This window comes from Speluncibacter jeojiensis (assembly GCF_029589495.1).
Lineage (GTDB): Bacteria > Actinomycetota > Actinomycetes > Mycobacteriales > Mycobacteriaceae > Speluncibacter > Speluncibacter jeojiensis.
Genome location: NZ_JAAIVF010000001.1, coordinates 448,546 through 474,272, shown reverse-complemented (window position 1 = coordinate 474,272; position 25,727 = coordinate 448,546). Strand labels below are relative to the sequence as shown.

Here is a 25,727-nt window from a genome sequence, read left to right as displayed (position 1 = left end):
GACGCGCCGCGTAACGCCAGGACATGACATCGCGATGACACTCACGGGTGACGAGTTGAACCTCGCCGTCGCTGCGGCTGCGCAGGGCGACAGGATGGCTCTTTCCCGCATTCTCGAGATGGTTCGTCCCGTGATCGTGCGTTACTGCAGGGCGCGGGTCGGGTCGGCGGAGCGTGGGCAGCTCTCCGCCGACGATGTGGCACAGGAGGTTTGTCTGGCGGTCATGACGGCCCTGCCGCGGTATCGCGATCAGGGACGACCGTTCATGGCGTTCGTTTACGGAATCGCAGCGCACAAAGTGGCCGATGCGCACCGCGGCGCGGCGCGTAACAAAGCCGAACCGACGGCGGATGTACCGGATGAGATATCGACAGACGGTGGGCCGGAGCAACAGGCGCTCGATTCCGAGGCGAGACGACGGGTGGATGCGTTACTGGACACCCTGCCGGACAAGCAGCGCGAGATCCTGGTGCTGCGACTGATCGTGGGACTGTCCGCGGAAGAGACCGCCGAGGCGGTCGGAAGTACGGCGGGTGCTGTGCGTGTGGCGCAGCACCGGGCACTGTCGAAACTGAAGAAGACGTTGGTGAAGGCGGGTGAACGAGATGTCTGATCGGAACGGCCGAGACAAGGGCCGTCGACGCGGCGGCGATGATGCCGATGCGCGGCGCCCCGGCCCCACCGGCGATCGTGACGACGACGTCACCGCAGCCGTGCCGCCCGCGTCCGCGAGCGAGCCGTCCGACCTGGCGGAGATGATCCGGGACAGTGAGCTCATCGATGCGCTGTCCGGTTCCGGGGCGGTGGCGACCGAGTCGGCCGAGGAGTTCGAGGTCGCGACGCTGATCAGTCAGTGGCGCGAAGAGATCCTCAGCCCTCCGATGCCCGCGGGCCCGGACCTCGACGCGATCGAGGCCGCGGTGCTCACCGAGATCCGCACGACCCGGCTGGCGGATCGCCGGAGCCCGCGCAGGCTGACCTCCGTGGTCGCGGCCGCGGCCTCGGTGACCGCTCTGCTCGGCGGGCTGACCGTGCTTGCGCACCAGTCGAAGCCCGGCGACACGCTGTGGGGCGTGAACGAAACGCTGTTCGGCGATCAAGCCCGCCAGGTCGCGGCGGTCACCGACATCCAGTCCGACCTGGACAAGGCGGCGAAGCTGATCTCCACCGGCGATGTTCCGCAGGGCCTGGCGCTGCTGAACAACGCCAGTACCAGGATGACCGACGTCAACAAGGGCTCGACCTACGACGACCTGAACCGCCGGCGCGCGCAACTCTGGTCGCAGGCGACCGGCAAGCCCGCCGCTGCGGCGCCGCTCCCCGGTGTCACGGTGCCGACGGCGGTCCCGGCGCCCGTGCTGCCCACGGCCATACCGACCATTCCGAAGATCCCGCTCCCGACGGGGATCCCCGGCATCCCGGGTCTGCCCGGCCTGCTCACGCCGCCGACGGAGGTTCCGTCGCCACTGGTGGTGCCGGTCGTCCCGACGCACGTGCCGACGGCGCCGGAGTTGCCGACGTTGCAGCTGCCGAGCGTGCCGGTGCCCACAGTGCCCACGGAACCTCCGGTCACCGTTCCCACGCTCCCGGCACTGCCGACCGTCGTGCCGACGCAGCCGGCGAAGCCGACCGTGTCACTGCCGCCCGTCCCGACGATCGTGCCGGAGCCGCCGATCACCGTGAAGCCGCCGGCGAGCATCACCATCCCGGCGCCCAAGGTGGAGCCCGTGCCCGCCCCGACCGGCGGCTAGCGACGAGACCGAACACAGCAGGACCCTCGCCACATGGCGAGGGTCCTGCTGTGTTGTGAGGCCTTGTTCGGTGTGCGGCCGGAGCGGCGTCCGTCAGCTCTCGTATCCGTCGCTGTACAGCGAGGCGTCGTGGATCGTCGCGTCCGCGTATCCGCGGCAGTAGTCCCAGGTCACGTACGCGTCGGGGACCGGGTCGTAGGCGGGCTCGTGGGGCCGGACCGTGCCGTCGACCAGCAGTTGCAACAGGTTCGCGCGCAGCATGTCCCAGTCGTGGTAATGGTCCTGCTGGCAGTCCTCGCAGTTGACGACCAGGCCGCGGATCCCGCGGTGGCTCAAGAGTGCCTCGTAGACGGCGAGATCGGCGAGATCCTCCTCGACCGCGAGGCGTTCGTGCGGGTCCAGCGGCTGACCGGGATCGAGGGCGTCGAGGGCCTCCGCGGGGTCATTGGGGTCGCCGGCGAAGGGATCCGGCGGCAGACCCGGAGGCAGTTGATCGCGCACACGCCTACCGTACGCAGGTGTGGGTGGTCCGCGCTACCGCAATGCCGATGAACGCCCGCCGGAAGAACCTACCGTCCCACATCACATGCCGCGCCCGTCCACCGGCTCGGCGCAGCCGATACCATGGTCGTACTCGGCGTACCAGGTGATCGAACCGAGATCTCGATTCTCTCCCTCGTGCGTCGTCTCGTTACCCCCGTGGCTCGGCCCCGGGACCCCGGTACCGAGGTCAGCAGGTTCCGCAGCGCAAAGAAGGAAGGCCGCACACGCATGACTACACCGGCAGGGCTGGTCCGTACCGGCGGCGATGATCCCAACAAGGTCGCCATGCTCGGGCTGACCTTCGACGATGTGCTGCTGCTCCCCGCGGCGTCGAACATCGTCCCCGGTCAGGTCGACACGTCCAGCCAGCTCACCCGCGACATCCGTCTGCGGGTGCCGCTGGTCAGCTCGGCGATGGACACCGTCACCGAGGCGCGGATGGCCATCGCGATGGCCCGCGCGGGCGGCATGGGCGTGTTGCACCGCAACCTCTCGACCGAGGCCCAGGCCGGTCAGGTCGAGACGGTCAAGCGGTCCGAGGCGGGCATGGTCACGGACCCGGTCACCTGCAGCCCGACCGACACCCTCGCCGAGGTCGACGCGACGTGCGCCCGGTTCCGGATCTCCGGGCTGCCGGTCACCGACGCGCAGGGCCAGCTGGTGGGCATCATCACCAACCGGGACATGCGCTTCGAGGTCGACATGAGCCGGCCCGTCGCCGAGGTCATGACCAAGGCGCCGCTGATCACCGCCCGTGAGGGTGTCACCGCCGAGGCCGCTCTGGGCCTGTTGCGCCGTCACAAGATCGAGAAGCTGCCGATCGTCGACGGCCAGGGCAAGCTCACCGGGCTGATCACCGTCAAGGACTTCGTCAAGACCGAGCAGCACCCCGATGCGACCAAGGACGACGACGGCCGGCTGCTGGTCGGGGCCGCGGTCGGCGTCGGCGATGACGCCTGGTCGCGCGCCATGACCCTCACCGATGCCGGCGTCGACGTGCTCGTGGTCGACAGCGCGCACGGACACTCCGACGGCGTGCTCGGCATGATCTCCAAGCTCAAGGGCGAGATCGGCGACCGCGTGCAGATCATCGGCGGCAACGTGGCGACCCGTTCGGGCGCGCTGGCGCTGATCGAGGCCGGCGTCGACGCGGTCAAGGTCGGGGTCGGCCCCGGCTCGATCTGCACGACCCGCGTGGTCGCCGGCGTCGGCGCCCCGCAGATCACCGCGATCCTCGAGGCTGTCGCCGCCTGCAAGCCGCACGGCGTGCCGGTCGTGGCGGACGGCGGGCTGCAGTTCTCCGGCGACGTGGCCAAGGCCCTCGCCGCGGGCGCGTCGACAGCGATGCTCGGTTCGCTGCTCGCGGGTACCGCCGAGTCGCCCGGCGAGCTGATCCTGGTCGGCGGCAAGCAGTACAAGAGCTACCGCGGCATGGGCTCGCTCGGGGCCATGCAGAGCCGTGGACAAGGCAAGTCGTACTCGAAGGACCGCTACTTCCAGGACGACGTGTTGTCCGAGGAGAAGCTGGTCCCGGAGGGCATCGAGGGCCGGGTGCCGTTCCGCGGACCGCTCTCGCAGGTGATCCACCAGCTCACCGGCGGACTGCGCGCCTCGATGGGCTACACCGGGTCGGCCACGATCGAGCACCTGCAGCAGGCGCAGTTCGTGCAGATCACGGCCGCCGGGCTCAAGGAGAGCCACCCGCACGACATCACCATGACGGTCGAGGCGCCCAACTACTACGCGCGCTGAGTTCCGGTCCCCGCGCCGCGAACGCGGTGGCGGGGACCTGCTCTGCCAGGCCGTATTCCGCACCATCCACAGAGAAAGGGACGCGCGTGCGCGACCTCGTTGAGATCGGCATGGGCCGTTCGGCCCGTCGGACCTACCAGTTGGCGGACATCGACATCGTCCCCTCGCGACGCACCAGGTCGTCGAAGGAGGTCTCGACCGCCTGGCAGCTCGACGCCTACCGATTCGACCTGCCGCTGCTCGCGCACCCGACCGATGCGCTGGTCTCGCCGGCGTTCGCGATCGAGCTGGGCAAGCGCGGTGGCCTCGGCGTGCTCAACGGCGAGGGGCTGTGGGGCCGGCACGAGGACGTCGAGGACAAGATCGCGCAGGTCGTGGAGTTGGCCGAGTCGGATGTCGACCCGTCGGCCGCGATCCGTCTGCTGCAGCAACTGCACGCCGCGCCGCTGCGGCCGGAACTGCTGGCCGCCGCGGTTGCCCAGGTCCGCGACGCCGGAGTGACCACGGCGGTGCGGGTCAGCCCGCAGAACGCCCGCACACTCACCCCGGAGCTGGTCAAGGCCGGCATCGACCTGCTGGTGGTGCACGGCACGATCATCTCCGCCGAGCACGTCGCCCGGGACGGGGAGCCGCTGAACCTCAAGACCTTCATCGCCGAACTCGACGTGCCGGTGGTCGCCGGCGGAGTGAGCGATCACCGCACCGCGCTGCACCTGATGCGCACCGGCGCGGCCGGCGTGATCGTCGGCTACGGCTCGGCCGAGGGCGTCACGACCAGCGGTGAGGTGCTCGGCATCGGGGTGCCGATGGCCACCGCCATCGCCGATGCGGCCGCCGCGCGTCGCGACTACCTCGACGAGACCGGCGGCCGCTACGTGCACGTGATCGCCGACGGCGACATCCACACGTCCGGTGACCTGGCCAAGGCGATCGCCTGCGGTGCCGATGCCGCGGTGCTCGGCACGCCGCTGGCCGCCGCCGCCGAGGCGCCCGGCAAGGGCTGGTACTGGCCGTCGGTGGCGGCGCACCCGTCGGTGCCCCGCGGTTCGCTGCTGCCGGTCGCCTTCGGGGACCGCCCGAGCCTGGACGCCGTGCTCGCCGGGCCGTCCGACGACCCGTTCGGTTCGCTGAACCTCGTCGGCGGGCTGCGCCGGTCGATGGCCAAGTCCGGCTACTCCGACCTCAAGGAGTTCCAGAAGGTGGGCCTGAGCGTTCAGGGCTGAGGGTTCGGGGGCGGGCCCGGGTCCGGCCGTTCACGGGAAGTCCGCAGTATCTGATACCGATGGTTCCAGTTAAGCTACCCTTGTGAGGTAAGGCACGTCCGGCGGTTCACACTGGTCGGGAATGCTCGTGTAGCTCGACCGGTGGAGGTCTCCGTGGGTGGTCAGATGTCGGACTTCGACGTGCTCGTCGTCGGCTCGGGATTCGGTGGCAGCGTCACCGCGCTGCGGCTGACCGAGAAGGGGTACCGGGTCGGCGTCCTCGAGGCCGGCCGCAGGTTCGCCGACGACGAGTTCGCGAAGACCAGCTGGGATCTGCGGCGCTTCCTGTGGGCGCCGAAGCTGGGCTGCTACGGGATCCAGCGGGTGCACCTGCTGCGTGACTGCCTGATCCTGGCCGGCGCGGGCGTCGGCGGCGGCTCGCTGAACTACGCGAACACGCTCTACAAGCCGCCGGCCTCGTTCTTCGACGATCCGCAGTGGCGCGACATCACCGACTGGGACGACGAGCTGACCCCGTACTACGAGCAGGGCCGGCGCATGCTGGGTGTGGTCCGCAACCCGCACATGACCCCCGCCGACGAGGTCATCAAGTCGGTCGCCGACGACATGGGCGTCGGCGACACGTTCATCCAGACCCCGGTCGGGGTGTTCTTCGGCGAGCCGGGCGAGACCGTCACCGATCCGTACTTCGGCGGGGTCGGTCCGGACCGCACCGGCTGCATCGAGTGCGGCGAGTGCATGACCGGCTGCCGCCACGGCGCCAAGAACACGCTGATCAAGAACTACCTGGGGCTGGCGGAGAAGGCCGGCGCCCGGATCATCCCGCTGACCACGGTCACCGGCCTGACCGAGCGCGGCGACGGATCGTGGGCGGTCGAGACCGAGCGGACCGGCGCGCTGGTCCGCAAGCAGCCCCGGACCTACACCGCGCAGCACGTGGTGATGGCCGCGGGCACCTGGGGTACACAGAACCTGATGCACCGGATGAAGGACGGCGGCCGACTGCCGCGGCTGTCGGACCGGGTAGGCGTGCTCACCCGCACCAACTCGGAATCGATCGTCGGTGCGGGCAAGTACAAGGTCGACCCGGCCATGGACCTGACCCGCGGTGTGGCCATCACGTCGTCGTTCCACCCGACCGCCGACACCCACATCGAGCCGGTGCGCTACGGCAAGGGCTCGAACGCGATGGGGCTGCTGCAGACGCTGATGACCGACGGCGGCGGACGCTGGCCGCGCTGGCTCAAGTTCCTCGCGCTGGTGGTGAGGAACCCGTACAAGATGCTGCGCATGATGACGGTCAAGGACTGGAGCGAGCGCACGATCATCGCGCTGGTCATGCAGAACCTGGACAACTCGATCACCACGTTCACCAAGCGGGGGGTGCGCGGTCGGCACCTGTCGAGCAGGCAGGGCCACGGCGAGCCCAACCCGACCTGGATCCCCGTCGGCAACGAGGCCACCAGGCGGATCGCCGACAAGATCGACGGAGTCGCCGGCGGCACCTGGGGTGAGATCTTCAATATCCCGTTGACCGCGCACTTCCTCGGCGGCTGCACCATCGGCGCGGACGCCGACCACGGCGTGATCGACCCGTATCACCGCGTCTACGGCTATCCGACGCTGAGCGTGGTCGACGGCTCGTCGGTGTCGGCGAACCTCGGCGTGAACCCGTCGCTGACGATCACCGCGCAGGCCGAGCGGGCCGCGTCGCTGTGGCCGAACAAGGGCGAGCAGGACCTGCGGCCCGCGCAGGGGGAGGGCTACCGGCGGATCAAGCCGGTGGCGCCGAACTCGCCGGTGGTGCCCGAGGGGGCTCCCGGCGCGCTGCGGCTGCCGATCGTGGAGATCCGGTCGGGCGGATCCGATTCCGGCAAGTCGGATTCGGGCGCTGCCTGACCGGCGCGGTACCGGCCGGGCGGCCCCCGTAGACTGGTGCGGTGCCACAGACCTCCCCGCCCACCTCCGTCCGACCGGTCCTCGTCGTCGACTTCGGTGCCCAGTACGCGCAGCTCATCGCCCGCCGGGTCCGCGAGGCCAAGGTGTACTCGGAGGTGATCCCGCACACCGCGACGGTGGACGAGATCGCCGCCCGCAAGCCCCTGGCCGTGGTGCTCTCCGGCGGACCGTCGAGCGTGTACGCGGACGACGCGCCGCAGCTCGACAAGGCCCTGTTCGATCTGGGGATCCCCGTCTTCGGCATCTGCTACGGCTTCCAGGCCATGGCGCAGGCGCTGGGCGGCACGGTCGCACATACCGGCACCCGCGAGTACGGGCGTACTCAGCTGACCGTCACCGGCGGCACCCTGCACGACGGGCTGCCCGAGACCCAGCCGGTGTGGATGAGCCACGGCGACGCGGTCACCGACGCCCCCGCAGGCTTCGAGGTCACGGGCTCCTCCGACGGCGCTCCCGTCGCGGCCTTCGAGTGCCGCGACCGCAAGCTCGCCGGCGTCCAGTACCACCCGGAGGTGCTGCACTCGCCGCACGGCCAGGAGGTGCTCACCCGGTTCCTGCGCGACATCGCCGGCCTCGAGCCGACCTGGACCGCCTCGAACATCGCGGACCAGCTCGTCGAGCAGGTGCGCACGCAGGTCGGTGACGGCCGGGCCATCTGCGGCCTGTCCGGCGGCGTCGACTCGGCCGTCGCGGCCGCGTTGGTCCAACGGGCCATCGGCGACCAGCTGACCTGTGTGTTCGTCGATCACGGCCTGCTGCGCGCGGGCGAGCGCGAGCAGGTCGAGAAGGACTTCGTCGCCGCGACCGGCGCGCGGCTGGTCACGGTGGACGCGAAGGCGACGTTCCTCGGCGAGCTCGACGGGGTCTCGGATCCGGAGACCAAGCGCAAGATCATCGGCCGCGAGTTCATCCGCTCGTTCGAGGGTGCCGTCTCGGACGTGCTGGGTGAGAACGCCGCCCAGGGCGGCACCGTCGAGTTCCTGGTACAGGGCACGCTCTATCCCGACGTGGTCGAGTCCGGCGGCGGCACCGGCACGGCGAACATCAAGAGCCACCACAACGTCGGCGGGCTGCCCGAGGACCTGCAGTTCAAGCTGGTCGAGCCGCTGCGCCTGCTGTTCAAGGACGAGGTCCGCGCGGTCGGGCGCGAACTGGGACTGCCCGAGGAGATCGTCGCGCGCCAGCCGTTCCCGGGCCCGGGTCTGGCGATCCGCATCGTCGGTTCGGTCACCGAGGACCGGCTGGCCACGCTGCGTCAGGCCGACGCGATCGCCCGCGAGGAACTGACCATCGCGGGGCTGGACAACCAGATCTGGCAGTGTCCGGTGGTGCTGCTGGCAGACGTCCGCAGCGTCGGTGTGCAGGGCGACGGGCGGACCTACGGCCACCCGATCGTGCTGCGACCGGTCTCCAGCGAGGACGCGATGACCGCGGACTGGACGCGGCTGCCGTACGACGTGCTCGAGCGCATCTCGACCCGGATCACCAACGAGGTCGCCGATGTGAACCGTGTCGTGCTGGACGTGACGAGCAAGCCGCCGGGCACCATCGAGTGGGAGTGAGCCCGGCTCCCCGGAGGCTTTCGTGATCGACCGACCGCCGCACACCGAATCGGTGTGCGGCGGTTCGTGTTCGGGCCAGGGTCGGGCGCCGTCACTTCCGGCGTGCCCGCCGGGTCCGCTGGAACGGTGCCGCGAGTAGGACGGCACCGACGGCCACCGCGATCACGACGAACATCCAGCGGAAGCCGAAACCCGTGAACACGTCGAGCGATACGGGACCGAGCAGTGCCCAGGCGCTGATCAACAGCGCTCCGAGGCCGGCCGTCAGCAGCGGCAGCGACGGACCGCGCCGCCGGGCCGGGTCCGTTTCCCGGCCGTTCTCACCCCGGCCGTTCTCACCCCGGCCGTTCTCACCCCGGCCGTTCTCACCCACGGTGTTCTCACCCACGGCGCACCTCCACATTTCCGATCCGGGTCTTCGCGTGCACGGTCAGGACCGGCCCCTTGGTGTCGGCGCCGGGGTTCAGGCCCTCCGGCAGGCAATGGCTGTCGCCGATGTCGCCGGTGCAGGTGTTGCGCACGTTCATCGATGCGGGCACCAGCACCTCGACGTCGCCGACCTCCGCGCTCGCGTCGACGGTCGCGTCCCCGCTCAGGTGCAGGTGCCGCAGGTCGAGGGTCAGCGTTCCCGCGGCGACGTGATAGCTCGGCCGCAGATCCGCGGCGGTCAGCGGAACGTAGGTGCGGTCCCCGATGCCGCCGGAGGTGTCGATCGGGCCGACGAGAGAGGCGAGGATGACGAACCCGGCCAGCGGAGCGGCGACGATCAGCAACCCGTACCCGGTTCGCAGGAAGGCGCCCGCGACCAGTCCGGCGCCGATCACCGCCAACCCGACCGCGGCGATGCGCGCGGGGGTGAACCAATCGGCACCGGCGGTCGAGGCAAGGGCGGTCAGGGCGGCCGCGACCAGCAACGCCAACCCGATCACGACGGTGGTCAACAGCGAGCGCCGACGGGCGGGCCGGGCCGGGACCGTGGTGGTCTGCGGGGACGGTTCGGGCAGGTCCCACGCGAACGGGGCCATGCCGAGCGGGTCCCATGCCGGCGGAGTGCGTGGCGTGTCGCCGGTCGAGACGGTCGACGATGCGGACGGCGGGTTCGGCGGTGTGGTCGGCCGCTGCTGCGGCGCAACGGGTTCACCGGAATCATCGGAGGCAGGTGCCGGCGAATCGGGCAGCGAAGGATCGGACAGCGCGGGATCGGACACCGTGACGTCGTCGGGCACGTCGGTGGGAACGGGGCCGCGGGCCGGGTACCCGGGCGGCGCGTATCCGGCGGCGAACGGGTCGGGACGAGGACCGTATCCGGGGGGTGCATACCCCGCCCCGAACGGGTCCACCGCCGGCATCGGCGCCGCGTCGGACGGGAGCTCCGGCGGTGCCGGGCGGCGTTGGTAGAGCAGCCACAGGCCGCCGAGCATCAGTGTGAAGCTGATCAGCCCGGCCCCGCCGGCGCCCGCCCCGATCGGCGTCAACGTGCTGATCGCGATCGCCAGCACCACGATCAGGATCGCCGCGCGCTTCGGCGACATCGTGCTCACGCCCCGTCCCAGCAGCGACTCCGCCGGGGATACCCGGTCGTCCGGGGTGCCCAGCACCACCCAGCAGGCGAGATAGAGCACGATCCCGGCGCCGCCGAAGATCGTGGACACCACGAAGGCGACCCGCACCAGCAGCGGGTCCACGTCGTAGCGCCGGCCGATGCCGGCCGCGACGCCCGCGATCCTGCCCTGGCGCGGCAGCCGTGCCGGGCGGGTGCGCCACAGGTCCTGGAGCTGGTCGACGACACTGGCGTTGGTCATGGATCCCATCCTGCGGAGGACCGGTGCGGCGGGCCATCGGGAAACACCCTGATCTTTCCCCGATCCCGCGGGCCGGATCAGGGTTCGACCCCGATGCCCCGCGTCGGCGCGCGTGCCAGGATCGAGGCGTGCACCCTCTGCCCGCAGAACCGCGCCCCGTGCCGAGCCCGCGACCGCTGGTCCGGCGCTCCGGCGGCAGGGTGCTCGGCGGTGTCGCCGGCGGCCTCGCGGACCATCTCGGTGTCGACGCCTTCAAGGTCCGGGTCGCGTTCATGCTCCTCTCGGCGCTGGCCGGGGCGGGGATCTGCGCCTACGGGCTGCTGTGGATCCTGACCAAGCCGGGCGGGGACACTGCGCCGGCGCCGGCGGCCGAACGACGCCGCGCCCTGGGCCTGCTCGCGCTCGGGATCGGGTTCGCCATCGCCTCCAGCTGGCTGTTCAGCGGCACCGCCGCGTCGGTGATCGTGCCGGTGATCGTGGTGGCCGCGGGTGCCGCACTGGTCTGGCGCGAGTTCGACGCGAACGGTCCGCGTTCGCTGATCGGGATGCCGCGGAACCCGACGGTGCTCACCTGGGCGCGCGTGGTCGGCGGGGTCAGCCTGGTGGTGCTGGGGCTGGGCGTGGTGGTGCTCGCACGGGTCGACCTGGCGTCGCTGCGTTCGTCGCTGCTGGCCGTGGTGGTCACGCTGATCGGCGTGGGGTTGCTGACGGTGCCGATCTGGTTGCGCACCATGCGAGTGCTCGGCGAGGAACGGGCCGCGCGGATCCGCAACGAGGAGCGCGAGGAGATCGCCTCGCATCTGCACGATTCCGTGCTGCAGACACTGGCGCTGATCCAGAAGCAGGCGGATCGACCGCAGGAGGTGGCGCGCCTGGCGCGCAGCCAGGAGCGGGAACTGCGTAAGTGGCTGTTCGGCGGCGGCGAGACCGCTCATGCCGGGCTGGCCGAGGCGTTGCGGATGATCTCCGGTGAGGTCGAGGACCAGTACGGTGTCGCGATCGCGCCGGTGACGGTGGGGGACTTGGCGTTCGAGCCCGGACGACCGCAGCCGGAGGTCGTCGCGGTGGTCGGGGCCGCGCGCGAGGCGCTGGTCAACGCGGCCAAGCACTCCGGTGTGTCCAAGGTGGACCTGTACGCCGAGGTGGAATCGGACCGGGTCAGCGTCTTCGTCCGCGACCGCGGCCGCGGTTTCGACCCCGAGACGGTCGACGAGGACCGGCAGGGCCTGGCGAGGTCGATCCGTGGACGGGTCGAGCGACGCGGCGGCAAGGTGCAGGTGCGGTCGTCCCCGGGCAAGGGCACCGAGGTGCGCATCGTGATGCCGCTGGCCGCTCCCGACACCCCGGCCGAGGGCGGCCGGGCACAATCGACCGTGCAGCCGAACGGCGTGCGCCGGCCAGAGGAGAATCCACAGTGACCCGATCGTTCCGCGTCTTCCGCGTCTTCCTCGTCGACGACCATGCCGTGTTCCGGTCGGGAGTACGGGCCGAACTCTCCGGCGAAGCGGACATCGCGGTGGTCGGGGAGGCCGGCACGGTGACGGAGGCGATCGCCGGGATCAAGGCGTCGAGCCCCGATGTGGTCCTGCTGGACGTGCACATGCCGGACGGCGGTGGACTGTCGGTGCTGCGTGGCATCGACCCGCGCACGAACGGCGGCGGCCCGGTGTGCCTGGCGCTGAGCGTGTCCGACGCGGCCGAGGACGTGATCGCGCTGATCCGGGCCGGGGCGCGGGGCTACGTGACCAAGACGATCTCCGGGCCGGAACTCGCGGGCGCGGTGCGCCGGGTGGCCGGTGGGGATGCGGTGTTCAGTCCACGGCTCGCGGGATTCGTGCTCGATTCGTTCACCGGACGTTCGAACATTCTTGAGCCGCAATTGGATCCGGAACTGGACTCGCTCACGCCGCGCGAGTTGGAGGTGCTGCGCCTGTTGGCCCGCGGCTACACCTATCGGGAAATTGCCGAAGATCTGGTCATCTCGATCAAAACCGTTGAGACACACGCGTCGAATGTGCTGCGAAAGACGCAGCAGTCCAATCGAAATGCGCTCACCCGCTGGGCCCATCGCCGGCAGATAGACTGACCGCGGGCGGGCCTCGGCGGGGCGCCGCCGCGTTTGTGCCGATGGTGTGCGTCGGTGCGCACGCAGTCTGGCGAAAGGTGCTGTGGCGGAAACTTACCGGCGAGTATTACCGGCCGGTATAACTGATTGGTACTACCGGCCGGTAATTTGCGGAAGGTAAAGGTAACCGGCAGTTACTAATTGGTAACCACGGGCGATGTCTAATTCGGCCCCGCTTTCGGTTAATGTTCGCCCTATGAAGCGGCTTTCGAGCGTAGACGCGGCGTTCTGGTATTCGGAGACCGCCGGATGGCACATGCACGTGGGGGCATTGACGATCTGCGACCCGAGCGATGCTCCGGATTTCAGTTTCGATCGGGTGCGCGCGCTCATCGTCGAGCGGTTGCCGCAGATGCCTCAGCTCCGGTGGCGTGTCGAGGGCGGTCCGATCGGGCTCGATCGGCCGTGGTTCGTCGAGGACGACGAACTCGACCCCGACTTCCACATCCGACGCATCGGTGTGCCCGCACCCGGCGGCCGCAAGGAACTCGACGAGCTCATCGGCCGGCTGATGTCCTACAAGCTGGACCGTTCGCGTCCGCTGTGGGAACTGTGGGTGATCGAGGGCGTCGAGGGCGGTCGGGTCGCCACGCTGACCAAGATGCACCACGCGATCATCGACGGGGTCTCCGGCGCCGGGCTCGGCGAGATCCTGCTGGACATCACCCCGGAGCCGCGGCCCGCGTCGACCGAGCTGGTGGGCTCACTGGTCGGCTCCGAGATGCCGGGCCTGCCGCAGCGGCTGATCGGCATGGCGGTCAACGTGGCGGTCAAGACACCGTTCCGCATTGCGCGCGTGCTCGAGCAGACGGTGCGCCAGCAGGTGGCGGCGATCGGGCTGACGAACAAGCCGCCGCGGTACTTCGAGGCGCCGCACACCCGGTTCAACGATGTGATCTCCCCGCACCGGCGGATCAGCGGTTCCCGGGTCGAGCTCGCCCGCGTCAAGGCCGTCAAGGAGGCCTACGGCGTCAAGCTCAACGATGTGGTGCTCGCGCTGGTGGCGGGTGCGGCCCGGACCTACCTCGAGCAGCGCGGCGAGCTGCCGGACAAGCCGCTGATCGTGCAGATCCCGGTGTCCACCCGCACCGAGAGCAACAACGGCGAGGTCGGCAACCAGGTCACCACGATGACGGTCTCGATGGCGACGGACATCGAGGATGCCGCCGAGCGGATCAAGAAGATCCACGAGAACACCACGGGTGCCAAGGAGATGGCCAAGGCGCTGTCGGCGCACCAGATCATGGGGCTCACCGAGACCACGCCGCCGGGTCTGCTGCAACTGGCCGCCCGCGCCTACACCGCCACCGGGCTGTCGAAGAGCCTGGCCCCTATCAACCTGGTGGTGTCCAACGTGCCGGGTCCGTCGTTCCCGCTGTACATGGCGGGGGCGAAGGTCGAGTCGTTCATCCCGATCGGCCCGCCGGTTCTGGGTATCGCGTTGAACATCTCGTGCTTCTCCTACCTCGAGCACGTCGACTTCGGGTTCGTGACCACCCCCGAGGTGGCGATGGACATCGACGAGATGGCCGACGCGATCGAGGCCGCGCTGGTGGAGCTGGAGAAGGCTGTCGGTATCGCGTAGTCGCCGGAAGCGGTTCCGGGACCTACCTGCGGGTCCCGGAACCCGCAGGCCCCGGAAGCTCCGGGCTCGGGTCAGACCATGATCACGATCATCACCACGATGATGATCAGCGCGACCGCCAGGACCGCGGCCGGGACGAGCTTGTCCCGGGGGATCTCGGAGATCAAGGGGATGCGCTCCCAGGGTGAGGCGGCCTTGCGGGGCGGGACGGGCGCGGTGGTGCGCCACAGCGGCAGCGGCTCGCCGGAGCCCTGCGGTCGCGGCACCCGGTCCAGGGGGACGCTCTGCGGCGCGGGCGGCAACCCGCCGACGGTGCCACCCGGAACGCCGGCGCGACGTCCGCCGGCGGAGGCGCGCCGGACCCACACCGGGATCCGTCCGTCCGAGGCCCGCAGCGGCGAGTTGAGAACGTACTCCAGACTCCCGCCGGCGCCCGGGATGGTGGCGGCCAGGGCCCCGCGGGCGACGGTCATCGTGGGACGCCTCTTCGGGTCCGGTTCGAGCATGCGAAGCAGGACGTCGGTGAGCGGCCCGGTGTGCTGCGGGGGGACGATCTCGCCGCGAGCAGCCTTGTCCATCATGGACTCTGCGTCGTCGTCGATGCCGAACGGCGGCTGGCCCTCCAGCGCGGCGTAGAGCGCGGCGCCGAGCGAGAAGACCTCGCTGGCCTCGCTCGGGTCGTAACCGCGGGCCACCTCGGGGGCGATGTAGGCGGGGGTTCCGGTGATCATCGTGTCGTCGCCCGCGACGAATTCGCCGTTGGCTCGGGAGATGCCGAAGTCGCTGATCTTCACCGTCCCGGCGAGCTTGCCGCGGTCGGCGATCAGGATGTTGCCCGGCTTGATGTCGCGGTGCAGGATGCCCCCCGCGTGCGCCTCCGCCATGGCGTCGGCCACCTGCGCGCCGATCTGCGCGACCTGATCGGTGGGCAGAGTGCCGGTCATGCCGAGGACCTGGGCCAGGCTGCACGAGGGCAGGTACTCCATGACCAGCCACGGTTCGCCGCGGTCGAGGGTCACGTCGTACATGGAGACCGTGTGGGGATTGGACAACCGGGCGGCGTTGCGGCCCTCGCGCATTGCGCTCTCGCGCAACTGCTGGGCCTCCTCGATGTCCAGTCCCGCGGTCGAGAAGACCTGCTTGATCGCGACGTCCCGGTCGAGGGTCTTGTCGTGGGCGAGCCAGACGGTCCCCATGCCGCCGCCGCCGAGTTTGGAACGCAGGCGGTAGCGACCGGCGACCAGGTAATCGGGCCCTGCGACCCACGTCGGATTGTCGGATCCAGTCACCCCTCCGAGACTAACGGACCGGCGGCGGCGGCTGCGCCGGCAGGCGGCGGAGAAGGCGGTGCCACCTGGAGTTTCGAACCGGCCTTGACGGCGGTGCCCAGAGCGGGTTTACTTGCCTTCATCGAATATCTGTTCGATGTTTGTGGCGAGTTGTCTGTTCGAGTCTGGTCACGTCTTCCCCGTGATTACCGGTCAGGTGTGGAGGAGTGGCATGGCCGTGTCGGCGGTGGGGGAAGCGACCCCGGACGAGGAACTGTCGGAGACGTCGGAGCGGTGGGGTGTGTCGGCGCAGTCCCGAACGGAGTCGTCCCGAACGGAGTCGTCCCGGACGGAGCGGCTCGCGGCGCTGCGGCGGCAGATCGCGGCGCCTGCCACCGACCCCCGGCAGGTGCTGCCGGCGCCCCCCGCGCTGGCGCAGGTGCTGCCGTACGGCGGATTGAAGCGCGGGTCGGTGACCTCACTGTCCGGTGCCGGTTCGTTGTTGCTGGGGCTGCTGGCCTCGGTGACCGCGGACGGTGGGCACGCGGCGGTGATCGGCCATCCCGGCATCGGGCTGCTCGCCGCCGTCGAGATGGGGGTCGAGTTGCGCCGGCTGGCGTTGATCCCGGATCCGGGACAGGACCCGGTGGAGATCGCGGCGGTGCTGCTGGACGGGATGGACCTGGTGGTGCTCGGGCTCGGTGGGACGGTGGTTCCGCCGAGCCGCGGCCGTGCGGTGGTGGCGCGGGCGCGCAGCAAGGGTGCGGCGCTGGTGGTCACCGGTGGCCGCTGGGACGGGGTCGACGTGCGGGTCGACTCCGAGATCTGTGGCTACAGCGGGCTGGGGGCGGGGCACGGCAGGCTGCGTGCGCTCAGCCTTTCCGTGCGTGCGCACGGCCGGTCCTTCCAACCGCGCAGTGCCCGAATGGATCTGCGGCACGATCGGGGACGGCTGTGCTGGATTCCGTGTCCGGATCGAGCGGATCCGGGAGCGCCGCTGCGGGCGGTGGAAGCGCGGTGAGCGGGCGGACGTTGGCGCTGTGGTGTCCCGACTGGCCCGCGGTGGCGGCCGGGGCGAGTGCCGAGTTACCTGCGGACAGGCCGGTCGCGGTCCTGCTGGCCAACCGGGTCGTCGCCTGTTCGGCGACCGCGCGGTCGCTGGGGGTCCGTCGCGGTCTGCGTCGGCGGGAGGCGCAGGCCCGTTGCCCGGAACTGTATGTGGCACAAGACGACCGAGACCGTGATGCGCGACTGTTCGATCCCGTGGTGTCGGCGGTCGATGCGCTGGCCCCGGGGGTCGAGGTGCTGCGCCCGGGGCTGCTGGTGCTGTCCGTGCGCGGGGTGGCGCGTTATTTCGGCGGAGAGCACGCCGCGGCGGAGCGGCTGATCGACCAGATCTCGGCGGCCGGGGTCGAGTGCCAGGTCGGCATCGCCGACGAGTTGTCCACGGCGGTGATCGCGGCCAAGCGCGGGCAGACGGTCTCGCCCGGCGGCGGCGGGCGGTTCCTCGCACCGCTGCCGGTGGCCGAGCTCGCCGCCGAACCGAGCCTGACCGGGCGGGGACGTGAGGAGCTGGTGGACCTGCTGCGCCGACTGGGGCTGCGCACCGTCGGCGACTTCGCCGCACTGCCCCGGGCGGACGTGGCTTCGCGTTTCGGGGCCGACGCGGTCGCGGCGCACCGCACCGCCTGCGCCGAGGCCGAGAGGTCCCCGTCGCGCCGGTCGATCCCTCCGGAGCTGGAGACGGGCATGGCCTGCGATCCGCCGGTCGACCGCGTGGACGCCGCGGCCTTCGCCGGCCGCACGCTGGCGAGGCGCCTGCACGAGCGGCTGTCCGCCGCCGGTGTCGCGTGCACCCGGCTGGCGGTGCACGCGCGTACCGCCAACGGCGAGGAACGCGCGCGGACCTGGCGCTGCGCCGAGCCGCTCACCCCCGAGGGCACAGCGGACCGGGTGCGCTGGCAACTCGACGGCTGGCTGTCGGGGACCAGCGGTGACCGCCCGACCGCGGGCATCGTCGAGTTGCGGCTCGAGCCGGTCGAGTTGGTCACCGCGGGAGCGCTGCAACTGGGACTGTGGGGCGGGGTCGGGGAGGGCGACGAGCGGGCCCGGCGGGCGCTGGTGCGGGTGCAGGGGCTGTTGGGCGGGGAGGCGGTCCGGGTCGGGGTGCTCGGTGGTGGCCGCGGTCCCGCTCGTCGCGTCACCCTGCATCCGCTGGGCGATGAGCTGGTGCCCGAGCTGGATGCGGAGGCACCGTGGCCGGGGCGCCTGCCGGAGCCGTCCCCGGCCACGTTGCCACCCGGGGATCTGCCGGTGGCACTGCTGGACGAGCAGGGCCGGCCGGTGGGGGTGACGGCGCGCGGGTTGTTCACCACCAGGCCCGCCCGGCTGCGGTGGGGGAGCCGGGAATGGGCGCTGCAGGGGTGGGCGGGTCCGTGGCCCGTCGACGAGCAATGGTGGGACCCGGCGTCGGCGCACCGCGCGGCCCGTGCCCAGGTGCTGTTCCGGGAGCCGGCAGCTCGAGGGGAATCGGCCCGAGGGGGGACAGTGCAGGAGGAGACGGCGGGTGCCGGGCGGTCCCGGGCGCTGTTGCTGATCTGCCGTGCGGGGCTGTGGAGCGCGGAAGGGATCTACGACTGATCGCCAGGGCTGACCAGCGCGCCACAGGCCGTTACGCTGAAGGCCATGGCGCTCAACAGGTCGGACTCCGCCGTGCTCGCCCTCTCCGCGGCTTTCGTGATCTCGCAGGCGAACATCGCACGGGTGCTCGGTACGGCCGGTCCCAAGGTCCTCAAGATCCAGACGGCGCTGTCGGCGCGGGCCTACAACGGCGTGCTCGCCACCATGGACGACGACGAGATCCGAAGGTATCGAAGTCATTTCGGCTGGGACATGGTGCACCCGCTGATCTACGCGGCGGCGCTGGACGCCGGCGCCCGGCGGCTGTCGCAGTCGACACCGATGTCGCCGGCGCTGCGCAAGGTCCTCGTCACCGCGCCCTGGATGTCGGCGGCCGGCGACTACGTCGAGAACGTGGTCGGCCTGTACCTGCTCGACCACCGCCAGCACGTCAGTGACGCGAGCGTCCGGGCGGTCTCCGGGGTGAGCATCGCCAAATGGACACTGGCGTTGGGTTCCTTCGCCTACCTTGCGCAGGGCTTCGGCCGGGTGGCGCTGCGGGCGTGCCGTGACTGACGGTCGTCCGACGTCCGCGCGGGCTCACCAATAGATGCCGGGCAGGTGACCGGCGGCGCGCTTGGCGGTGCGGGAGATCCGTCGGGTGAGTCGTCGGCTCGGCGGCCAGGCGGCGCCCACGGGTGGCGTGGGCCGTGAGCCGCTCTCGTCGAGGGTCGAAGCCGACCGTTCCGTGGGCTCGCCAGGCGCCGCGGCCGCGCTGATGGGCGGTGTCGTGGTTCCGGGCGGTTCGTCCGCGCTCACGTCGTGTCGGCGGGCAGCGGGCAGATCCGGGAACGCCCGGTACTCCTGGTGCAGCAGCCAGGTGTTCAGCCGGGGCGTGAAGAAGCGGCCGAACTCGCCGAGGGTGCCGAGCGGGGTGTCGATGCGCGGCGGCCGTTGTTCGAGCGCCCGCACCACCATGGCCGCGGCGGTCTCCGGGCGGGCCGCCGGAGAGCGGTCGTAGCGGGTCGTGGACTCGATCATCGCGGTCTGCGTCAACGGCATGTGGATGTTGGTGAACGTCACCCCGGCCGAGACGGTTTCGGTGGCCGCGCAGTCGCTGAAGGCGTCGAGCGCCGCCTTGCTGGCGATGTACGCGGCGAACCGTGCGCCGCGGCCCTGCACACCGATGCTGCTGACGTTGACGATGTGCCCGAAGCGCCGCTGCTCCATGCTCGGCAGCAGCGCCAGCACCATGCGCACCGCGCCGAAGTAGTTGACCGCCATCGTCCGCTCGTAGTCGTGGAGCCGGTCGGTGGAGGCCCCGACCGAGCGCCGGATCGAACGCCCGGCGTTGTTCACCAGGAAGTCCACATGGCCGTGCTCGTCGAGGACGGACTTGACCGCTGTGTCGACCGACTCCTGGTCGGTGACGTCGCAGGTGTAGCCGTGCGCCGACCCGCCCCGCTCGCGGATCTGCGCGACGGCCTCGTCGAGTTCGGCGGTGCGCCGCGCCAGCAGCAGTACCGTCGCCCCGCGCTCGGCGACCGCCAGCGCGGAGGCACGTCCGATGCCCGACGAGGCGCCGGTGATCAGGACGATCCGGCCGACAAGGGGACCGGCCGGGTCGGGGCGACGGGCCCGGTTCGGATCGAGCTCGGCGGCCCAGTACTCCCACAGCCGGCGCGCATAGGACGCGAACGTCGGCACGGCGATCCCCGTGCCCGCCAGTTCCCGCTCGGTCTGCGCCGACGAGAACACCGTCGGGAACGTCAGGTGGTCGACGACCTCGTCCGGGATGCCCACCTGGCCGAGCACCAGCCTGCGGGCGGGGCGCAGCCGCGGCCTGGTGGTGGCACGGACGGCCGGCGCGGCGAGCGCGCCCGGGATGCTGCCGAGTGCTCTCGGGGCGCCGGCCGCGTCGGCCAGTGCGCCGTAGATCTCGCGCATCGACTGCGGCCGCGGATTGACCAGGTGGAAGGTTCGGCCGTCGAGTCCGGGACGCAGCATCAGCTCGACGAGGGCCTGCGCGACGTAGTCGACGGGGACCACATTGGTGTCGCCGATGTTCGGCACCGGGGTCGGGAGTGCGTGCGGCAACCGGGCGAGCAGCGAGATGCCGGTGAAGAAGTAGTACGGGCCGTCGATCTTGTCCATCGCACCCGTGTGGGAGTCCCCGACGACGACCGCGGGCCGGTAGATGCGCCGGCGCAGACCGGGCGTCTCCCGGACCAGACGTTCGGCGACGAACTTGGTCTGGTGATACGGCGAGGGCAGCCGCTGCCCCAGGTCGAAGTCGGACTCGGTGAACCGGCCGCGGTGATCGCCCGCGACCGCGACCGACGAGACGTGGTGCAGCGTGGCGTCGAGGTCGAGGGCCAGCTCGATGACCGATCGGGTGCCGAGCACGTTCGCCGCCCGGATCCGCGAGGCCGGTGCGGTCATGTCGTAGACCGCGCCGAGATGCAGCACGTGGTCGGCGCGCGGGGGCGGTCCCTCCAGTCCCAGTCCGGGTGCGGTGAGGTCGCCGACGAGCGCGACGACGCGGTCCCCGCCGCCCCGTTCGGCGCCGAGCCGCTCCAGCTTGCCGATCGACGCCCGCCGCACCAGCACGTGGACCGTCGCGTCCGGATCACGTTGCAGCAGCAGGGGGATGACGTGGTGGCCCAGGAACCCGGTGCCGCCGGTGACGATGTATTCGGCCATCGTGGAGTCCTCTTCGGTGCTGTATGAAGGTATCTGTAACTTACTTCAAAGTAAGTTATGGGGGAAGGGTGTTCTGTCGCGAATGTCCAAGCCGTGGGGACGGCCGGGCGGCTAGCTTTGCCGAATGGCGAAAGAGCGCACCACCGAGGAGTTCGCCGATCCGGGCGACTTCGCGCGGTGGCTGTCCGAGCACCACCGGACCTCCGCCGGAATCTGGATGCGGATCGCGAAAAAGGGATCCGCGGCACGCACCGCGACCTACCGGCAGGCGCTCGAGGTCGCGCTCTGCTTCGGCTGGATCGACGGCCAGAAGCGCGCACTGGACGACGACTACTTCCTGCAGGGCTTCAGTCCCCGCACCGCGCGCAGCCCGTGGTCGCGGCGCAACCGGGAGATCGCCGAACGTCTCGAGCGAAAGGGTGCGCTCGAGACGCCGGGCCGGGCGGAGGTGGAGCGGGCGCGGGCCGACGGCCGGTGGGAGCGTGCCTACGACGGGCAGGCCCGCGCCGAGGTGCCGGCGGACCTCGCTGCGGCGCTGGAGGATTCACCGAGGGCGAGGGAGTTCTTCGCGGCGTTGGACGGCCGCAACCGGTACGCCGCCATCTATCGGGTGCAGAGCTGCGTGAAAGCGGAGACGCGGGCGCGCCGGATCGCGAAGTTCGTCGCAATGTTCGAGGCCGGCGAGAAGTTCCACCCGTAGTGGGTATGCCCGAGTGGAGGTGCCCGCCTAGCATCGTCGGTCATGACGATGGGTTACGCCGAAGTCCTGTCCGCAGTGGCCGATTCGCACGCACGTCTGCTGGCCACGCTGGACGCGCTCACCGACGACCAGGCGCGCGGCGACTCGCTGCTGCCAGGGTGGAGTCGCGGTCACGTGGCCACGCATCTCGCCCGCAACGCCGACGCGCTCAACAGGTTCGCGGTCGGCGTGCTGTCCGGAACACCCGGCGAGATGTATCCCGGCGGGCCAGAGGCGCGGGCCGCCGCGATCGAGGAGGGTGCGGGACGCCCGGCGGGACTGATCGCGGCGGATGTCCGGTTCGCCGGCGGTCGCGTCATCGAGAACCTCGGCCGGATCCCGGAAGAGCTGCTCGACACCCCGGTGAGGTGGCGCAAGCCGGTCACCGCTCGGGGCGTGCCGGTGCTGCGTTGGCGGGAACTGGAGATCCACCACGTCGATCTCGGGCTGGGGTACACGGTCGCCGACTGGCCGGAGGATTTCGTCGAGTCCACGCTGGCGGCCGAGCTGCCCGCGCTCACGGAGCATGCGCCCGAGGTCGACGTCCCCGGCCTGCCCGGGGCCGAACTGCTCGCCTGGCTGATCGGCCGGCCCACCCGCGGGGGACTCCCGGAGCTGCCGTCCTGGCCGTTCTGACGGCCGGCCCGCCGGCAGTCTGCTAGGGTTTGATCGAACTGGTATTCGATCGTGTCGCGCCTTCCCCGCGACCCGTCGCGGCCGCACCGGCTGCTGGGCGGAGGGAAGAGGCATGGGCTCATCGGGGTGGAACGAGGGACCTCCGACCTGGTCGGAGATGGAGCGGGTGCTCTCGGGCCGCCCGAAGCCCAGTCCACCGAAGGGCAGGTCCGGTCCCAGGTCGGTCCCGCACGGGGACGGCAACGACAGCCCGGCCTGGTCGCGCAAACGCGACGGGTACCGACCGTCCACCGTGCCACGTCCGGGCGGCACGGTGGTCCCGTATGCGGAACTGCACGCGCACTCGGCGTTCAGCTTCCTCGACGGGGCCAGTCCGCCCGAGGAGATGGTCGAGGAGGCCGCCCGGCTCGGGCTCGAGGCGTTGGCGCTGACCGATCACGACGGGCTCTACGGGGTGGTGCGCTTCGCCGAGGCCGCGAAGGAACTCGGCGTGCGCACGGTGTTCGGCGCCGAACTCGGGTTGGACGCGCGCGACGAACGGGCCGGCCCGCCCGATCCGGACGGGATCCACCTGCTGGTCCTGGCCCGAGGGCAGGAGGGCTACCGCCGCCTGTCCCGGGAGATCTCCGCCGCCCACCTGGCCGGGGGACAGAAGGGGAGGACGGTCTACGACCTGGACGGGCTCGGCGAGGCGGCCGGCGGACACTGGCAGATCCTCACCGGGTGCCGCAAGGGACACGTGCGGCGGGCGCTGGACTCCGCCGGTCCCTCCGCGGCCGAGGCCGCGCTGGCCGAACTGGTCGAGCGGTTCGGTCGCGAGCGGGTGACCGTCGAGCTGACCCACCGGGGGCTGCCCGAGGACGACGAGCGCAACGACGCGCTGGCCGGCCTGGCCGCGCGGCTCGGGCTGGGCGTCGTCGCCTCGACCGCGGCGCACTTCGCGAACCCGTCGAGACGGCGGTTGGCCTCGGCGATGGCGGCGGTCCGGGCCCGGCGCAGCCTGGACGAGGCGGCGGGCTGGCTGCCGCCGACCGGGGGAGCGCACCTGCGTTCGGGCGCGGAGATGGCCGCGCTGTTCGCCCGCTGGCCCACGGCGGTCCCGCATGCGGTCGAGCTGGGCCGCGAGTGCGCCTTCGACCTGCGGCTGATCGCGCCGAAGCTGCCGCCCTTCGACGTGCCCGAGGGACACACCGAGAACAGTTGGCTGCGCGAGCTGACGATGGCCGGGGCTGCCCGCCGCTACGGCAGCGAGCGGCGGCGCCCCGACGCCTACCGGCAGCTCGAACACGAGCTCCGGGTGATCGGCGAGCTGAACTTCCCCGGCTACTTCCTGGTGGTGCACGACATCGTCGACTTCTGCCGCCGCAGCGACATCCTCTGTCAAGGAAGAGGTTCCGCGGCGAACTCGGCGGTCTGCTACGCGATCGGGATCACCAACGTCGACCCGGTGGGCAACAAGCTGCTGTTCGAGCGGTTCCTCTCACCGGAACGCGACGGGCCGCCGGACATCGACGTCGACATCGAATCGGACCGGCGGGAAGAGGCCATCCAATACGTCTACGGACGGTACGGGCGCACCCACGCCGCACAGGTGGCCAACGTGATCACCTACCGGGGCCGGTCCGCAGTGCGGGACATGGCGCGGGCCCTGGGGTTCTCGCAGGGCCAGCAGGATGCGTGGAGCAAGCAGGTGAGCCGGTGGGGGCTGTCGAGGAAAGACGGGGACGACGCCGGTACGGACACCGACATCCCGGCGCCGGTGCTGGATCTGGCCCGGCAGATCACCGACTTCCCGCGGCACCTGGGCATCCACTCCGGCGGCATGGTGATCTGCGACCGGCCCGTCGCCGACGTGTGTCCGGTCGAATGGGCGCGCATGGAGAACCGCAGCGTGCTGCAGTGGGACAAGGACGACTGCGCTGCAGTGGGATTGGTCAAGTTCGACCTGCTCGGGCTGGGCATGCTCTCCGCGCTGCACTACATGATCGACCTGGTCGCCGAGCACGAGGGCGTCGAGGTGGACCTGGCGCGCCTGGACCTGTCGGAGGAAGGGGTCTACGAGATGCTCCGGCGGGCGGACTCGGTCGGGGTGTTCCAGGTGGAGTCGCGCGCCCAGATGGCCACGCTGCCGCGGCTGAAACCGCGCACCTTCTACGATCTGGTGGTCGAGGTGGCGCTGATCCGCCCCGGCCCCATCCAGGGCGGGTCGGTGCACCCGTACATCCGGCGCCGCAACGGGATCGAGCCGGTCGTCTACGACCACCCGGCGCTCGCGAACGCGCTCGAACGCACGCTGGGCGTGCCGCTGTTCCAGGAGCAGCTGATGCAGATGGCCGTCGACGTGGCCGGGTTCACCGCGGCCGGGGCCGACCAACTGCGCCGGGCGATGGGCTCGAAGCGCTCCCCGGAGAAGATGGAGCGGCTGCGCGGCCGGTTCTACGACGGGATGTGGAGCCGGCACGGGATCACCGGCGAGACCGCGGACCGGATCTACGAGAAGATCTGCGCTTTCGCGAACTTCGGCTTCCCGGAGAGTCATTCGCAGTCCTTCGCGTCGCTGGTGTTCTACTCCGCCTGGTTCAAGCTGCACCATCCGGCTGCCTTCTGCGCCGGGTTGCTGCGCGCGCAGCCCATGGGCTTCTACTCGCCGCAGTCACTGGTCGCCGACGCCCGACGGCACGGGGTACGAGTACACGGCCCGGACGTCAACGCGAGCCTCGCGCACGCCACCCTGGAGAACGGTGGCGCCGAGGTGCGGATCGGGCTGGACGCGGTGCGTCTGGTCGGGGCGGACAAGGCCGTGGAGATCGCCCGGGCCCGCGAATCCGGGGGGCCGTACCGTTCGCTGCTCGACCTCACCGGGAGGGTGGAGCTGTCGGCGGCACAGGCGGAGTCGCTGGCGACTTCCGGGGCGCTCGGGTGCTTCGATACGGATCGGCGGCAGGCGTTGTGGGCGGCGGGGGCCGCCGCGGCCGAGCGACCGGACCGGCTTCCGGGCATCGGCACCACGATGGGCACCCCCGCGCTGCCGGGGATGAGCAAGCTCGAACTGGCCGCGGCCGACGTGTGGGCCACCGGGATCTCCCCGGACAGTCATCCCGTCGAATTCCTCCGCGGCCATCTGGACGGACTGGGTGCGGTTCCGGCCGACCGCCTGCTGGACGTCGAGGACGGGGACCGGGTGCTGGTCGGCGGGGCGGTCACCCACCGTCAGCGGCCCGCAACCGCGGGCGGGGTCACGTTCGTCAACCTGGAGGACGAGACGGGGATGGTCAACGTGGTGTGCTCGGTGGGGCTGTGGAGCCGCCACCGCACCCTGGCGCAGACGGCGACCGCGCTGCTGGTGCGGGGGAAGGTGCAGAACGCGGAGGGAGCGGTCACCGTGGTGGCCGATCGGCTGGAGCCGCTCGATCTGCGAATAGCAGCCCGTTCCAGGGACTTTCGATGAGAGGACCTTCCA

Annotated in this window: 20 protein-coding genes; 15 read left to right on the top strand and 5 right to left on the bottom strand. The window is 71.0% G+C overall.

All coding sequences use genetic code 11. The features are described from left to right. Nucleotides 1-34: 34 nt before the first annotated feature. Nucleotides 35-613, top strand: coding sequence for a sigma-70 family RNA polymerase sigma factor (locus G4X40_RS02085; protein ID WP_277829832.1), 579 nt, complete (start codon nt 35-37; stop codon nt 611-613). Then, entirely contained in the window at nt 606-1,751 is a 1,146-nt protein-coding gene (locus G4X40_RS02080) for an anti-sigma-D factor RsdA (RefSeq protein ID WP_277829831.1), read from the top strand. Before G4X40_RS02085 ends, G4X40_RS02080 begins: the two co-directional genes overlap by 8 nt. 93 nt (nt 1,752-1,844) lie before the next feature. Here G4X40_RS02080 and G4X40_RS02075 read toward each other — a convergent pair whose 3' ends face one another. Further along, entirely contained in the window at nt 1,845-2,252 is a 408-nt protein-coding gene (locus G4X40_RS02075) for a DUF5319 domain-containing protein (protein ID WP_277829830.1), read from the bottom strand. 270 nt (nt 2,253-2,522) lie between these two features. Between G4X40_RS02075 and guaB the strand changes: the two genes are divergently transcribed. The 4 genes from guaB to guaA all read left to right on the top strand — a co-directional run bounded on the left by guaB (nt 2,523) and on the right by guaA (nt 8,790). Next, on the top strand, nt 2,523-4,046 hold the full coding sequence (gene guaB, locus G4X40_RS02070) for an IMP dehydrogenase (RefSeq protein ID WP_277829829.1): 1,524 nt from the start codon (nt 2,523-2,525) through the stop codon (nt 4,044-4,046). A gap of 86 nt (nt 4,047-4,132) precedes the next feature. Further along, nucleotides 4,133-5,269 carry a GuaB3 family IMP dehydrogenase-related protein gene (locus G4X40_RS02065; RefSeq protein ID WP_277829828.1) on the top strand — a complete coding sequence of 379 codons (1,137 nt, stop codon included), beginning with the start codon at nt 4,133-4,135 and terminating at the stop codon, nt 5,267-5,269. A gap of 165 nt (nt 5,270-5,434) precedes the next feature. After that, on the top strand, nt 5,435-7,168 hold the full coding sequence (locus G4X40_RS02060; RefSeq protein ID WP_408642127.1) for an FAD-dependent oxidoreductase: 1,734 nt from the start codon (nt 5,435-5,437) through the stop codon (nt 7,166-7,168). Between the two features lie 41 nt (nt 7,169-7,209). Then, nucleotides 7,210-8,790, top strand: coding sequence for a glutamine-hydrolyzing GMP synthase (gene guaA, locus G4X40_RS02055; RefSeq protein WP_277829826.1), 1,581 nt, complete (start codon nt 7,210-7,212; stop codon nt 8,788-8,790). 91 nt (nt 8,791-8,881) lie between these two features. Here guaA and G4X40_RS02050 read toward each other — a convergent pair whose 3' ends face one another. Both G4X40_RS02050 and G4X40_RS02045 read right to left on the bottom strand, forming a co-directional pair. Continuing rightward, the gene (locus G4X40_RS02050; RefSeq protein ID WP_277829825.1) at nt 8,882-9,178 is read right to left on the bottom strand and encodes a hypothetical protein; all 297 of its coding nucleotides are present in this window, start codon (nt 9,176-9,178) and stop codon (nt 8,882-8,884) included. Beyond that, the gene (locus tag G4X40_RS02045) at nt 9,171-10,592 is read right to left on the bottom strand and encodes a PspC domain-containing protein (RefSeq protein ID WP_277829823.1); all 1,422 of its coding nucleotides are present in this window, start codon (nt 10,590-10,592) and stop codon (nt 9,171-9,173) included. The genes G4X40_RS02050 and G4X40_RS02045 overlap by 8 nt, the downstream gene beginning before the upstream one ends. 128 nt (nt 10,593-10,720) lie before the next feature. Here G4X40_RS02045 and G4X40_RS02040 point away from each other — a divergent pair, with 128 nt between their 5' ends. From G4X40_RS02040 to G4X40_RS02030, 3 genes are all read left to right on the top strand, one after another. Then, on the top strand, nt 10,721-12,010 hold the full coding sequence (locus G4X40_RS02040) for an ATP-binding protein (RefSeq protein ID WP_277829820.1): 1,290 nt from the start codon (nt 10,721-10,723) through the stop codon (nt 12,008-12,010). Continuing rightward, nucleotides 12,007-12,678 carry a response regulator gene (locus tag G4X40_RS02035; RefSeq protein WP_277829818.1) on the top strand — a complete coding sequence of 224 codons (672 nt, stop codon included), beginning with the start codon at nt 12,007-12,009 and terminating at the stop codon, nt 12,676-12,678. The genes G4X40_RS02040 and G4X40_RS02035 overlap by 4 nt, the downstream gene beginning before the upstream one ends. Before the next feature lie 235 nt (nt 12,679-12,913). Continuing rightward, entirely contained in the window at nt 12,914-14,302 is a 1,389-nt protein-coding gene (locus G4X40_RS02030; protein ID WP_277829817.1) for a WS/DGAT/MGAT family O-acyltransferase, read from the top strand. A gap of 71 nt (nt 14,303-14,373) precedes the next feature. Here G4X40_RS02030 and G4X40_RS02025 read toward each other — a convergent pair whose 3' ends face one another. Continuing rightward, nucleotides 14,374-15,591: a serine/threonine-protein kinase gene (locus G4X40_RS02025; protein WP_277829815.1), complete on the bottom strand. Its 1,218-nt coding sequence runs from the start codon at nt 15,589-15,591 to the stop codon at nt 14,374-14,376. A 211-nt stretch (nt 15,592-15,802) separates the two neighbouring features. Between G4X40_RS02025 and G4X40_RS02020 the strand changes: the two genes are divergently transcribed. From G4X40_RS02020 to G4X40_RS02010, 3 genes are read left to right on the top strand one after another with little or no spacing between them, the layout of a single operon-like run. Then, complete coding sequence (locus G4X40_RS02020; RefSeq protein WP_277829813.1) at nt 15,803-16,591, top strand: hypothetical protein; 789 nt, start codon at nt 15,803-15,805, stop codon at nt 16,589-16,591. Beyond that, complete coding sequence (locus tag G4X40_RS02015) at nt 16,588-18,210, top strand: DNA polymerase Y family protein (RefSeq protein ID WP_277829811.1); 1,623 nt, start codon at nt 16,588-16,590, stop codon at nt 18,208-18,210. Before G4X40_RS02020 ends, G4X40_RS02015 begins: the two co-directional genes overlap by 4 nt. A 45-nt stretch (nt 18,211-18,255) precedes the next feature. Next, the gene (locus G4X40_RS02010) at nt 18,256-18,765 is read left to right on the top strand and encodes a hypothetical protein (protein WP_277829809.1); all 510 of its coding nucleotides are present in this window, start codon (nt 18,256-18,258) and stop codon (nt 18,763-18,765) included. A 24-nt stretch (nt 18,766-18,789) separates the two neighbouring features. Here the strand turns inward: G4X40_RS02010 and G4X40_RS02005 are convergent, their stop codons facing one another. Next, complete coding sequence (locus G4X40_RS02005) at nt 18,790-20,892, bottom strand: SDR family oxidoreductase (protein ID WP_277829807.1); 2,103 nt, start codon at nt 20,890-20,892, stop codon at nt 18,790-18,792. Between the two features lie 124 nt (nt 20,893-21,016). Between G4X40_RS02005 and G4X40_RS02000 the strand changes: the two genes are divergently transcribed. From G4X40_RS02000 to G4X40_RS01990, 3 genes are all read left to right on the top strand, one after another. Then, nucleotides 21,017-21,592, top strand: coding sequence for a YdeI/OmpD-associated family protein (locus G4X40_RS02000; RefSeq protein WP_277829805.1), 576 nt, complete (start codon nt 21,017-21,019; stop codon nt 21,590-21,592). 42 nt (nt 21,593-21,634) lie between these two features. Continuing rightward, nucleotides 21,635-22,267, top strand: a complete 633-nt coding sequence (locus G4X40_RS01995; RefSeq protein WP_277829803.1) for a maleylpyruvate isomerase family mycothiol-dependent enzyme — start codon at nt 21,635-21,637, stop codon at nt 22,265-22,267. A 112-nt stretch (nt 22,268-22,379) separates the two neighbouring features. Further along, the gene (locus tag G4X40_RS01990) at nt 22,380-25,715 is read left to right on the top strand and encodes an error-prone DNA polymerase (protein ID WP_277829802.1); all 3,336 of its coding nucleotides are present in this window, start codon (nt 22,380-22,382) and stop codon (nt 25,713-25,715) included. The last annotated feature ends 12 nt before the right edge of the window (nt 25,716-25,727 follow it).